Raw genomic sequence first — 12,682 nt, forward strand, 5'->3', positions numbered from 1 at the left:
ATCAATGCGAACTAATCAATGACACGACAAATAGCGGTCCGGCGTATCCGGACCGCTATTCTCCGCTTAAATATTCAGTTATCGTCCCGCGGCGTAGCCCTGCATGCCACGGGGATTGGCTCCCGCTGAAAGTACACCGTTCTCCCGGTCGCGAGCTACCGCGCACAACCGGCCTTCCGACCACGGCGGGCCCACCGTCACGCGATGTCCGCGTCGTTCCAGGTCGGAGATCACTTCGGTGCCGATCCGCGACTCGACGATCACCGCGCCCGGGCTCATCGCCCGCGGATAGAACGAGCCGGGGAAACTTTCCTGATGCCAGTTCGGCGCGTCGATGGCACCTTGCAGATCGAGACCGCCACGCACTTTCTCGCGCATCGCCACGGCGAGGAAGAAATGCAGACTCCACTGATCCTGTTGATCGCCACCCGGCGTACCGAAGGCCATAACGGCCTCGCCGTCGCGCAATGCCAGCGACGGGCTGAGCGTGGTGCGCGGGCGACGGCCCGGTGCGAGCGAGTTGGGTAGGCCCGGTTCCAGCCAGGCCATCTGTAGTCGGGTGCCGAGCGGGAAGCCGAGCTCGGGCACCACCGGATTGGACTGCAGCCAGCCACCACTGGGCGTCGCCGCGATCATATTGCCCCAGCGGTCCACGATATCGAGCTGACAGGTGTCGCCACGGGTGGCGCCGGAGGTGGCCACCGTCGGCTCGCCCGCACCCAGCGGAACATCAACGGCGTCAATGGAACTGGTCTGTACGTAGCCGCTCAGGCGGGGACGCTGGCCGTCCGGGCTGCCCGGGCGCAGATCGAAGGACGCCTGCGGGCCGATCAGCGCGCTGCGCTGCGCGTTGTACCAAGGAGAAAGCAGCGTCGCGAGCGAGACCTGGGTGCTGTCGCCGTACCAGGCCTCGCGGTCGGCCATCGCGAGCTTCGAGCCCTCGATCAGCGTGTGGTAGTACTCCGGGGTGCCGTACTCCAGCCGTTCCGGCAGCAGCGCGAGCTGTTGCAGCATGACCGGCCCCTGGCTCCACAGGCCCGGCTTCGCGACGGTCCAGCCGTTCCAGGTGTAGGTGACCGGATTCTCGTACGACGCACTGAAATTCGCCAGGTCGTCACCGGTCAGCGTGCCGACGTGCCGCTCGCCGGAGGTGTCCATGGTCGGCCGCGCGGACGCGGCGACCAGCGCCTCGGCGATGAAGCCCTCGCGCCAGATGCGGCGCGCGGCCTCGATCTGAGCGTCCCGATCCGAACTGGCGGCCTCGGCCTCGGCGATCAGCCGTCGCCAGGTCGCGGCCAGCACCGGGTTCCGCAGCAAAGCGCCTGCGGCGGGGGCCTTTCCGTCGCGCAGGTAGAGCTCCGCGGAGGTGGTCCACTCGTTCTCGAACAGCTCGGCCACCGTCTCGACGGTCTCGCCGATCCGCTCGACCGCGGGGTGGCCGCGCTCGGCATTGCCGATCGCGTACGACAGCACCTCGGCGAGGCGCTTGGTGCCGTGATCGCGCAGCAGCACCATCCACGCATCGAACGCGCCGGGAACGGCTGCGGCCAGCGGACCGGTGCCGGGCACCAGATCCAGGCCGAGCGCGTTGTAGCGCGCGATGGTGGCCCCGGCCGGCGCCGGACCCTGGCCGCACAACACACGGGGGGGCAGCCCCGCGGGCGCCAGGATGATCGGCACTTCGCCGGCCGGGCCGTTCAGATGTGGCTCGACCACGTGCAACACGAACCCCGCGGCGACCGCCGCGTCGAACGCGTTACCGTCGTCCTCGAGCACCGCCATCGCGGCGGCCGAGGCGAGCCAATGGGTTGACGACACCATCCCGAAGGTGCCCTGCAAGGTAGGACGCGTGGTGAACACCTGCTGAGTATGTCCCGCAAACGGTACGTACGTCCAAGACATCTATGGCACCAAACCGATAGCCTATGGTTATGGAACGCAGGCAGCTGGAGTACTTCGTCGCCATCGTCGAGCACGGCGGGTTCACTCACGCCGCGCGGGCGTTACGGGTAGCCCAGCCGTCGCTGTCGCGGGCGATCGGCAAGCTGGAGCGGGAGCTGGGGGTGGCGCTGTTCCATCGGGTCGGGCGCAATGCCGTGCTCAGCAATGCCGGGGAATTCATGGCCGATCGGGCACGGCAGGTGCTGCGCGATCTGGATGCGTTGCGGGCCGCCGCGCAGGCGGTCGGCGAGGGCGTGGTCGGGCGGGTGGATGTGGCGGCCACCTCGTCCTCGACGCTGGAACCGGTGATCAGCACCATCGCCGAACTACGCGAGCATCACCCCGGTCTGACGGTCGGCACGTGGTCGGCGCTGTCGGCGGCGGAGGTGGTCGCCATGGTGTTGCGTGGTCGCTGCGAGGCGGGGGTCTGCGGTAGCGCGGAGCGACCCGCGGGCCGCGGTTTGGTGGCGCATCACCTGCGCGACGAACAGTTCCTGCTCGTCGCGCCGCCGGGCACGAAGATCGGCACCGATGGCACAGTTACGCCAGAAGACTTGCGCGGCATGAGCTTTGTGATCACCCAGCCCGCCACCGCCGTCCGGGCCCGGTTCGATCGGCTCGCCGCCACCGTCGGCGAACTGCACATTGCCGCCGAGGTCGGCGATCGCAGCGTGGTGCTACCGATGGTGCTGCGCGGCATTGGTTCCGGCCTGATGCCCGACGGCTGGCACGACCTGGCCGTGCGCGCGGGCGCCGAGGTCTACCGGTTCGATCCGCCGGAAAAGCTGCCGCAATGGCTCGTACACCGCGGCGGCCCACTGACCGCCGCAGCCCAAGCCTTCGTCGACACCACGTTGTCCCAGGCCTCCCGCGCCCGCTCGATCGCCTGAGCCGCACCACTTCTGACACACGCACGCGTGTCAGCGCGGCGAGTCGCGGTGCGCGACATCAGAAGGCGTGCAGCTAGCCCGAGTTGCGCAGGGCGGTGGCGAGGCCGTTCATGGTCAGCAGGATGCCGCGTTTGACCAGCTCCGAGTCGTCGCCCGCGCGGAGTCTGCGCAACAGCTCTACCTGCATCTGGTTCAGGGGTTCCAGGTAGGGGAAGCGGTTGTGGATCGACTCGGCCAGGGATGGGTTGTCGGCGAGCAGGTGGTCGTTGCCGGTGATCGCGGCGTGCATCCGGATGGTCCTGGCGTGCTCGTCGCGGATCATGCCGAAGATCTGCTCGCGCAACGCCGCGTCCTCGACCAGCTCGGCGTAGCGGGCGGCGATGTCGAGGTCGCTCTTGGCCATCACCTGTGCCAGGTTCGACAGCACGGTGCGCAGGAACGGCCAGCGGCGGTACAGGTCGGTCAGGGTCGCCAGCCGTTCGGGATCGCCGCCGATCCACTCCTCCAACGCGGTTCCGGTGCCGTACCAGCCGGGCAGCATCACCCTGGCCTGGCTCCAGGACATCACCCACGGGATGGCGCGCAGGTCCGACACCGAGTTCGTCGGTTTACGGGAGGCGGGCCTGCTGCCGATGTTCAGATCGCCGACCTCGGCCACCGGGGTGGACTGGCGGAAATACTCGACGAATCCCGGTGTTTCGTGCACCAGCCGCGAATACGCCGCGCGGGCCCGGTCGGCCAGTTCGTCCATCAGCTCGTAGGACGGCTCCGCGTCCGCGCCGAGTCCCTCCACGTCGAGCAGCGTGGATTCCAGCGTGCCCGCGATCAGCGACTCCAGATTGCGGTGCGCCGCACCGGGTTCCGCGTACTTGGCGGCGATCACCTCGCCCTGCTCGGTCAACCGCAGCGAACCGCGCACGGCACCCGCGGGCTGGGCGAGGATGGCGTCGTAGCTGCGACCACCGCCGCGACCGACGGTGCCGCCGCGACCGTGGAAGAGCCGCAATCGAATACCGGACTTGCGCGCGACCTCGACAAGATCGAGTTCGGCCCGGTAGAGCGCCCAGTTCGCGGCCAGGTAGCCGCCGTCCTTGTTGGAATCGGAGTACCCGAGCATCACTTCCTGGCGCATCCCGCGCGCCGCGACCAGGTCGCGGTACACCGGAACATCCAGTGCGGCAGCCAGTGTCGCGGCGCCCGCGCCGAGGTCCTCGATCGTCTCGAACAGCGGAACGATGCCCACCGAGCAGTGCGGCGGACCCTCCGGCTCGCCGGGATCGAGCAGGCCGCCCTCCTTGAGCAGCAGCGCCGCCTCCAGCATGTCGCTGACCGAGGTGCACATGCTGATGATGTAGTTGGGTACCGCCTCGATACCGAAGGTGTCCACCACATCCCGTGCGGCACAGACGATGTCGACCTCTTTGCGGGCCAGCTCGCTCAGCCTGGCGTGCGGGCCGAGCAGCGGGCGGCGGGTGCGCAGTTCCTCGGCGAGCAGTTCGACGCGCTGTTGTTCCGGCAGGCTCGCGTAGTCCGGATGCACACCGGCCCAGGCCAGTAGCTCGGCGACGACCTGTTCGTGTATCTCCGAGTTCTGTCGCATGTCCAGGCCCTGTAGGTGGAAGCCGAAGGTCTCGATCGCGTGGCGCAGGGCGGCGAGGCGGTCGTCGGCGAGCAGATCGTCACCACTGGCACGGAGCGAGATATCGATGGTGTCGAGGTCGTCGAGCACCGCTTGCGGCGTCGGGTACGGCTCCGCGTCGACATCCAGTCCGTTCGGCGGCACTTCCCCAAGGGCACGCTGGGCGGTCGCGGTCAGTCGTCCCCGGATACGGTGCAGCGCACGGCGATACGGCTCGTCGCCGTGGGTAGCCGGATCGGGATATCCGGCCTCGGCGAGTGCGGCCACCCCGGGCGTCACCTGAACCAGGCGCGCCGACAGGGCGAGGGCCTTCTCCAGTTCCACCAGCTCGCGCAGATACCGCGAGAAGGCGACCGCAGCCGCCTGATGTCCGGCCTGCCGCACGACATCCGCTGTCACGTACGGGTTTCCGTCGCGGTCGCCACCGATCCACGAGCCGGGCCGCAGGATCGGCCGCGGCAGCAGTTCGGCGCCGGGCCAGCGCGAACGCAGCGCCGCACGCACCTCGGCGTTGATCGCCGGGATCACGTCGAACAGGGTGATGTCGTAGTAGCGTAGGCCCACCGAGATCTCGTCCTGGATCCGCAAGCGCTGCAACCGGATCAGCGCGGTGCGCCACAGGCTCAGCACCTGGTGGCGGATCTGCTGCTCGAATTCGGTTCGCTCACGCTCGGTTTCGGTGTAGCGCTGGCGCAGCCGCATCAATTCGGTGATGCGGGTCTGGCTGTCGAAGACGGTGCGGCGGCGGGTCTCGGTGGGGTGCGCCGTGATCACCGGCGAGACGAGCGCGTCGGCCAGCAGGTCCGCGACCTGGGCACCGTCCAGCGCCGCCGCGTCGAGCTTGCGATAGGTGGCGGCCAGCGACGAATCCTGCGGCGGCTCACCGGCCGCCTCGTGCGCCTTACGCCGACGATCACGCTGGATGTCCTCGGCCAGGTTGGCCAGCAGCACGAAATAGCTGAACGCGCGGATCAGCGGCAGCGCCACCCCGATCTCGACCCCGTCCAGCATCTCCGCGACCGCGCTGCGCTCCACCTCCGCCCGCCGCACCCGGAAGGCCTCGATCCGCACCCGCTCGATGAGGTCGAACACCTCCGGCCCCTCGTGGTCCCGAATGGTGTCGCCGAGTACACCACCGAGAAATCGGATGTCGTCGCGCAGCGGCCGAATGGCGTCGTGTTGCGTCTCGCTCGTCGATTCACCCATGATCAAACAGTATTGCCGTCCGGCGCGCGTTGGTATGCGACGCCGCCCACACCGTGTCGCCGCAGCGGGCGGAAACGTCGTCCGGCCTGCGCTGTCACCCCCGGGATAGCTGCGTGGCATCGCTTCGCGCCCTACGAGCAGCTCACAACTCGCGGATCACCCGCGCCGGGTTACCCGGCGCGAACACCCGCGGCGGCAGGTCTCGGGTGACCACGCTGCCTGCGCCGACCACCGTGTCGTCCCCGACTGTGACCCCGGGGCACACGATGACACCGCCGCCGAACCAGACGTTGTCGCCGATCCGGATGGGGGCGGCGGTCTCCCAGCGCTGCCTGCGCAGTTCGTGGTCCGCCATCGGGTGCAGCGCGGTCAGTAGCTGGCAGCGCGGTCCGATGGACACGTCGTTGCCGACGGTGATCGGCGCGCAATCGAGCAGGATCGCGTCGTAGTTCAGGAAGCTGTTCGTGCCGATCTCGATGAGATAGCCGTAGTCGCACTGGAATCGCGGCATGATCCACGAGCCCTCGCCCAACTTCCCGAGCAGCTCACGCAGCACCGCGTCCCGCTGCTCGGTCTCGTCCGGCCCACTCCGATTGAACTCATCACACAGCTGCTGCGCCCGCCGCCGCTCCCCCACCAACTCCACATCGTTGTCCCGATACAACTCCCCGCGGAGCATCCGCTCCTTCATCTCACCCACCCGCGCCACTCTAAACGCCGAACGGGACCTGACCCGGACCGCTGTGCGCGGTTGCCGTGGCCATGTCCCGTTCGATGGAGCGTGTCAGGCGGGCAGGCCCTGCACCGATAGTCGGTGGAACAGGACCTGCTCGAGCAGGGCGACGAGGACGTCCTTGACCGATTCCCGGTTGCGCGCATCGCATTCCAGCACCGGAATCCAGTCGTCCAGCTCCAGCGCCTCGCGGACCTCGGCGAGGTCGAAATGCACGCCGTTGTCGAAGCGGTTGACCACCACCACGAATGGCGTCTGCTTCTCCTCGAAGTAGTCCAGCACCGGGTAGCAGTCGTCGACCCGGCTGGTGTCCACCATGATCACCGCGCCGAGCGCGCCGTCGACCAGGTCGTCCCACAGGAAGACGAACCGGTCCTGGCCCGGCGTGCCGAACAGGTACAGAATCAGCGAGCGGTCCAACGTGATTCGGCCGAAGTCGAGCGCGACCGTGGTCTGCGTCTTGTCCGCGCGCCGGCCCGGATCGTCGATGCCGAGCGACACCTCGGTCATCGCCGCTTCGGTGACCAACGGCTCGATCTCGGAGATCGCGCCGATGAATGTTGTTTTGCCGACACCGAATCCACCGCTGATCACGATCTTCACCGACGACGGCATCGTCGGCGGTGGCGGACTGTTCACGTCAGAGTGCCCGTACAAGGTCCCTGATCCTCTCGATGGCAGCGGTAGACAGTTGATCGGCCTCGCGCACGGTCGCGTACCCGCCGGCGACGAGGTCGCTCACGACGACCTTTGCGACACCGACCGGAACACGCAGCGCGGTACCGATTTCGGCGATGGAATGGGGCTGCTGGCACAGCTGCACCACGGTGCGCTGTTCGAATTGCAGCGGTGCGGAGAGCGCCGAGGGCGGCGCCTGCACCAGGGTTTCGATGCGCAAACCGTCCATCAACGGCGTAGTGCGCCCCGCGGTGACGACAAAGGGACGCACAAACTGTTCATCACTGTCGACAAGTTCTTCGGCCGGCGGTTGTTGCTGGCCTGGGCGGTCCGGATCGAACCACCCGAACATCTGATTCATCGGGATCATCCGCGGGTCCGGCAGCCTCGGCCGGTCAGGATCTCTCATCTTCGCAACGTCTCTCGCAACTCGGATATCAACGCCGGGTCAAGGAGCGACCCGGCGCGTTCGGCCAGCACGGCCATTTCGTAGCCGACAAGGCCGACATCGCAATTGCCGTCGGCGATCACGCCGAGGCAGCTGCCGTCACCCATGGCCGAGACGAGCAAAAAGCCGCGCTTCATCTCGATCATGATCAGTTTGAGTCCGTCGAAGGAGTAACTGCGTGACGCACTCTTGGCGAGGCTGGCGAGCCCCGACACCATGGCCGAAAGGCGGTCCGCGGAGGTGCGGTCCAGGCCGTCCGACATCGCGATGAGCAGTCCGTCCGAGGAGACCGCGACGGTGTCGCGGACACCGTCGGTTTCCCGGACGAAGTTCGCGAGCATCCAGTTGAACGTGTGCGGGTCGGCGCTCGGCAAGTGAGTGGTCACCGGTTCTCCTCTGCGATGGTCTGAGCCTGATCGTCGGCGCGGGTGTCGTGGTCGCGGGCACCGACGTAGGGACGGGTGGTCGACGGCGGCGGCGGGGCGCCGCGGTCGTGTCCGGCCCGGAACGACGAAAGCATGCTACGGGTTTCCTCCGGCGAACGCTCCGGAATCGGCGCCCGATCCGGACGCTCCGACGCGCCGTTGGTTTCCCGCCGCGGATCGGTGCTGGGCGCCGTGCCCGCAGTGCGAGTCTTCTTGTTGCGCTTGACAAGTCCGTTCCGCGTGGTGCGCGGTGCCGATGCACCCGGGTTCGCCGATCCGTTTCCGCTGTACAGGCTTTCGGCGACACCGTAGTGACCGTCCGGCGCATCGGGCAGTCGCCAGGTTCCGGTATCGGTCAGGTTGCCCTGCTGCGCCGGTGGCGCCGGAGGCGGCGTGGAAACCGTTGGCGGGGAAACGAACTGGGAGTACGCGGAGGGCGCTGGAGCGTTCGGCGCGGCATGCTGCGGACCGTTGTACTGGTCGTTGCGCGGTACCACCCGCTGCGCCGCGGTCCACGGACCCTCGGCCCTGCGGTCCGCGCCGTTCTGCTCGTTCGACGAGATCGCCGGCGCCGCATGGGCGGGACCGCGCGGGCTCGGCGGGATCGGGTCGGGCGCGGTGTTGCCGCGGATCACGGCCGGAGAAGTCATGGCGCCGTTGGTATTCGGCCCCGGCTCCAGCTCGGGCACGCCGTTCGACTCCGAATCGGCGCCCCAGGATCGCTCCAGCCCGGTGCCGGAGATCTTGGCCTGCACCGCGGCGGGCCGTCGATCCCCTTCCTGCACAAGGATTTCCAGTGGCAGCGACATCCGCGCGACGATGCCGCTGACCGGCGAGACGTTGAGCTCGACGTCGATGCCGAGCCGCTCGGCCAGCCGACCGACCACGTAGTGGCCGAGGTAGCGGGTCGGCGCGACGATGAAGTCCTGTTCGCCGCGCAGCCTGGCGTTCGACTGGGCCAGCTGGTCCATCGGCATGCCGACACCATGGTCGACGACGGCGAGCAGATAGCCGTGCGGCACCCGGCGCCCGTAGATCTCTACCTCGAGATCCGGTGGGGAGAAGGCGAGTCCGTTCTCGATCAGCTCGGCGAGCATGTGCGCGAGCTCACTGACCACCGCGCCGGTGATCATCACATCGTCCACCCGGCGCAGCACGACCCGGCGGTAGTCGTCGACCTCGGACAGACCCGCGCGGATCACATCGCTCAGTGCGATCGGCTGGGCCCAGCGCCGCGGGCTGGCCTCGCCGACGAGCACCAGCAGGCTCTCGGCGTTGCGGCGCATGCGGGTGGCCAGGTGGTCGAGCTCGAACAGGTTGGACAGACCCTTGGGGTCGAGTTCCTCGCGTTCGAACTCGCTGATCAGGCCGAGCTGGCGGCGGACCAGGTTCTGGTTGCGCCTGGCCAGGTTGGCCATCGACTCCGTGGTGTTGCGGCGCACCAGCGCCTGCTGCGAGGCCAGCTCGAAGGCGGTGGTCTGCACGCGGTCCAGCGCGCCTGCCACGGCGGCGATTTCGGTACTCGCACCCGCGGGCGCCAGCACCGGCATCGGCGCCTCCGGTCGGCTGTCGTCCGCACGCGACCAGGCCTCGATGACCTGGGGCAGGCGGCGCGTCGCCACGTCGTCGGCCTCGCCGGCCAGCGCGGCCAGCGGGCGGACGATGGCGCGCACCGAGGTGATCACCAGCACGATCATCGCGGCGATGGCGATGGCCGAGGCGACGAGGAAGAAGATCAACTTGGTCGCCGCGGCGGCGCGCAGGCTGTCCGCACGGGCCTGCACGTCGTCGCCGACGGCCTGCTGCACGGTGCGCTGCTCATCGAGGACGCTGGACATCTGCGTCCACCAGGTCATCGGGTCGACCTCGCGGACCAGCGGCCCGTCGCTGGAGGCGATCGCGATGCTCTCGGATTGGTCTGCCTTGGTGGCGTTCTCGCTCAGTTGCGCCGCGTCCAGCTTGGCCTGCTGGGTCTTGGTCGCGTAGCGGGAGAACGCGGTGAAGCCCGCGAGCTTGGTGGAGCGGATCTCCATGAACTGCACGTACTCGCCGCCGTTGAAGCGGCCCGCGGTGAAGACGCCGTTGAGGAAGCCTCGCTCCTTGTCGACCTCCTCCTTGGCCGCGCCGAGCGCGTAGAGGGCCTGCAGACCGCGCTGGATCTGCGGGTCGCGGGCCTGGTCGAGGCCGAGCGCGAGGCGGTTCAGCGCGGTGACGCCGTCGGTGTAGAACTGGAAGACGACCTGCCTGCTGACGCGGCGCGTGTCGATCTGGGTGCGGGTGTTGGCCAGCAGATTCAGCTGGCCGAGCGCCGCACGCACCTGATCCGCGCCGGGCGCGTCCCCGGCCGCGGCGCTGGTCAGCGTGCCGAGCGCGCTGTCAACCTTGCCGCGCTGGTCGAGCAGTGGCTGCTGCAGGCGGTTGTCGCCGCCGAGCAGACCGTTGCTCAGACCGAGCTCACGCTGGATCTGGTTGGTGAGGTCCTGCACACTCAGCGCCAGCGAGACGGCCTTCACCGTGTCGTTGGACTCGCGGAAGTCCGAGAGTTCGCGATAGACAGTGACTCCCAGCAGGGCGAGCACCAAAATCAGCGCGAGCGCGAGAATTCGGGTCAGCTGACCGCCGATGGTCCTCGGCCGGATGACGGCCGACATTCTGCCACTGGAGTTCCCGGAGGGAACTGCAATAGTGAGATCCGGTGTGTCCCCGGGCTTTGGTTGCCGTAGACGTGAACGCACCAACCTGCTACTCCTCCGAAAAGCCGGCCGTGACAGCTCCACGACGAGCGCACGGAAAGTCTCCGAGCAAAATCCCATATGCCCGGTCCGGCGTCAACTCGAGAACCCCAGATAGGGAACTTTGTTCATACTTTTCAACCCGCACTGCAACCCGTTGCTACCAACTGTCCAGATCTGGACAGAAAGGTGGTTCAAGGTTGTAGCAGAACTTAATGCGCACCGAGGTCGGTGCGCATCGCTGTCGATCAGTCGGCATCCGGGCGCCGGCCCGAAATGCCCTCGGATAGTAGCCGAGTCGTCGCCTTGCGCGCACCTCGAGTGGCGGCGGTCCGCTGCCGAACGCACTGATGGGCTGCCGAGGATCGGCAACCCATCAGCAAGCGAGGTCGGAGGTTACGCGCCGCCGAGAATCGCGAGTACCTTCTCCGAGGTGTAGAACGGCTCCAGCCGCTCCCGAATCAACGTGGACAGCACGCCGTTTCGCTTCGCGCCCTCGATCACCGCCGGGCCGTAGCGCAGGATTTCGGTGGCAATGGCGTCGGCGGACAGGCCGAGCTCCGGCAACATGGCCGCCAGGGTGTAATCACCGTACTTGGTGAAGAACACCTCGACACATTCGTCGACGAGCAGCCCGAAGTATTCCTTCTCCCGGGTGGTGACCGCGATTTCGTAGCAGATCAACACCAGCTCGTTCAGGTCCTTCTGCGACAGATAATCGCGCAGGCCGCTCACCGGCTCGTCGGCGTGCAGATCCCAGAATTCCATCGCGGCGTCGTGCACCGGAGCGTCGCGCAGCATTTCGCGGATCGCGTTGTTGGTGCGCTTGAGCGCGAAAACCGCGCCCTTGCCTGCCATGTCACCGATGAAGGTGCTCTCGGTCGCCTTCTTCGCGGTCTTGGCCGCGGACTGCCCCATCGAGATCAACGAGGAGACGCCGGGGATCTTGCCGGCGATCTGCTTGTTCGCCTCCATGAAGTCCGAGATCAACTTGTCGACGAACTTCGACGCGACGGTGGCCACCAGCGGGCTCTCGGTGAGCCGGTCCAGGATGCGCTCCTGGGCCTGATGCATGCCGAAGATCTTCTCCAGCAGCGCCTCGACCGGTTCGCGGTCGACCACCTGGCCGAGGGTGTAGTCGTTGTTGTTGGCGATGTGGTCGTAGATGGAATCGGCGAAAACCCCGACCATGTCGGCGATCACCGGACTGCCGCCGATCAGATCGATGATGGTCGCGACGGTCTGCTTGGCCTGGTCGATCTCGACGATGTCCTTGAAGATCAGGGTGTCCGCGACACCCAGCACCGACTCGACATCGCGGGCGACAACTTCGGCGAAGCGATCGCCGGTGACCTCGGCGAGCACGAATTCCACCTGTGCATCGAGTAGCCGTTCAGCAATCTCGCGCGGCTCCGTCATGGTGTTCCACACCCATTCACAGTCGTAGTACGGTGCGCCCGGCCAGGTTACGGCCCTTGTGTTTCGGTATCGTTGCCGCGCAACGACTTCCGTATCTGATCCAGGCGTTCACGCGCCGCCTGCTCGCGCGCGTCCCATTGCTCGTCCGCGCTGCGGCCCGCGGGAGTCTGCTGGTCGAGTTCGCTCATCCCCTGCGCGGAGCCGAAGCGCTGCTCGACCTTATCGCGAACTGACCCCCAAGTAGGGACACCGGAAGACGAATATCCACCTGTCTCAGTCGGTGCCGGGATACCGGTCGGTGGTACCGGTACCGCGGGTACCGCAGAGGTGCTTCCTACCTGGCCGGATACGTCGTGCAGCGGCGGCGCGTCATGCACCGAGGTGGGCATCGTGGTAGGAGTCACACCGCCGACGGTGGTCGCATCACCGCCGTCGAGCAGGCCGAGCAGTGCGGCGTGCACGACCTCGAAGCCGGGACGTTCCGCGGTGGCGACCAGCAGCACGCCGACCAATTCACGGTCGGACAGCGCCGCCAAACGGGCCGCGATCTCGCTGTTTTCAGTCATATCAC

Annotated in this window: 10 protein-coding genes; 1 reads left to right on the top strand and 9 read right to left on the bottom strand. The window is 67.5% G+C overall.

Going from position 1 to position 12,682, the window contains the following annotated elements; translation table 11 throughout:
* Positions 1 to 78 precede the first annotated feature (78 nt).
* On the bottom strand, positions 79 to 1,860 hold the full coding sequence (locus ACIBK2_RS36595; protein WP_396974302.1) for a gamma-glutamyltransferase family protein: 1,782 nt from the start codon (positions 1,858 to 1,860) through the stop codon (positions 79 to 81).
* Positions 1,861 to 1,931: 71 nt separating this feature from the next.
* Here ACIBK2_RS36595 and ACIBK2_RS36600 point away from each other — a divergent pair, with 71 nt between their 5' ends.
* A complete protein-coding gene (locus ACIBK2_RS36600) occupies positions 1,932 to 2,831 on the top strand; it encodes a LysR family transcriptional regulator (RefSeq protein ID WP_396974304.1) in 900 nt (299 codons plus the stop codon).
* A 73-nt stretch (positions 2,832 to 2,904) separates the two neighbouring features.
* Here the strand turns inward: ACIBK2_RS36600 and ppc are convergent, their stop codons facing one another.
* The 8 genes from ppc to ACIBK2_RS36640 form a co-directional block, all read right to left on the bottom strand.
* On the bottom strand, positions 2,905 to 5,676 hold the full coding sequence (ppc, locus tag ACIBK2_RS36605) for a phosphoenolpyruvate carboxylase (RefSeq protein WP_396974307.1): 2,772 nt from the start codon (positions 5,674 to 5,676) through the stop codon (positions 2,905 to 2,907).
* Positions 5,677 to 5,818: 142 nt separating this feature from the next.
* Positions 5,819 to 6,355 carry a sugar O-acetyltransferase gene (locus tag ACIBK2_RS36610; RefSeq protein WP_396974586.1) on the bottom strand — a complete coding sequence of 179 codons (537 nt, stop codon included), beginning with the start codon at positions 6,353 to 6,355 and terminating at the stop codon, positions 5,819 to 5,821.
* Positions 6,356 to 6,460: 105 nt separating this feature from the next.
* On the bottom strand, positions 6,461 to 7,003 hold the full coding sequence (locus tag ACIBK2_RS36615) for an ATP/GTP-binding protein (protein ID WP_379289034.1): 543 nt from the start codon (positions 7,001 to 7,003) through the stop codon (positions 6,461 to 6,463).
* A 46-nt stretch (positions 7,004 to 7,049) separates the two neighbouring features.
* Positions 7,050 to 7,448 carry a DUF742 domain-containing protein gene (locus ACIBK2_RS36620; RefSeq protein ID WP_223885747.1) on the bottom strand — a complete coding sequence of 133 codons (399 nt, stop codon included), beginning with the start codon at positions 7,446 to 7,448 and terminating at the stop codon, positions 7,050 to 7,052.
* Positions 7,449 to 7,492: 44 nt separating this feature from the next.
* Positions 7,493 to 7,876, bottom strand: a complete 384-nt coding sequence (locus tag ACIBK2_RS36625) for a roadblock/LC7 domain-containing protein (protein WP_357391518.1) — start codon at positions 7,874 to 7,876, stop codon at positions 7,493 to 7,495.
* Between the two features lie 41 nt (positions 7,877 to 7,917).
* Positions 7,918 to 10,611, bottom strand: coding sequence for a nitrate- and nitrite sensing domain-containing protein (locus ACIBK2_RS36630; RefSeq protein ID WP_396974309.1), 2,694 nt, complete (start codon positions 10,609 to 10,611; stop codon positions 7,918 to 7,920).
* Between the two features lie 477 nt (positions 10,612 to 11,088).
* Positions 11,089 to 12,111, bottom strand: coding sequence for a hypothetical protein (locus ACIBK2_RS36635; protein WP_396974311.1), 1,023 nt, complete (start codon positions 12,109 to 12,111; stop codon positions 11,089 to 11,091).
* Between the two features lie 47 nt (positions 12,112 to 12,158).
* The gene (locus ACIBK2_RS36640) at positions 12,159 to 12,677 is read right to left on the bottom strand and encodes a hypothetical protein (protein ID WP_396974312.1); all 519 of its coding nucleotides are present in this window, start codon (positions 12,675 to 12,677) and stop codon (positions 12,159 to 12,161) included.
* Between the last annotated feature and the right edge of the window lie 5 nt (positions 12,678 to 12,682).

This window comes from Nocardia sp. NPDC050175, from assembly GCF_044459885.1.
Lineage (GTDB): Bacteria > Actinomycetota > Actinomycetes > Mycobacteriales > Mycobacteriaceae > Nocardia.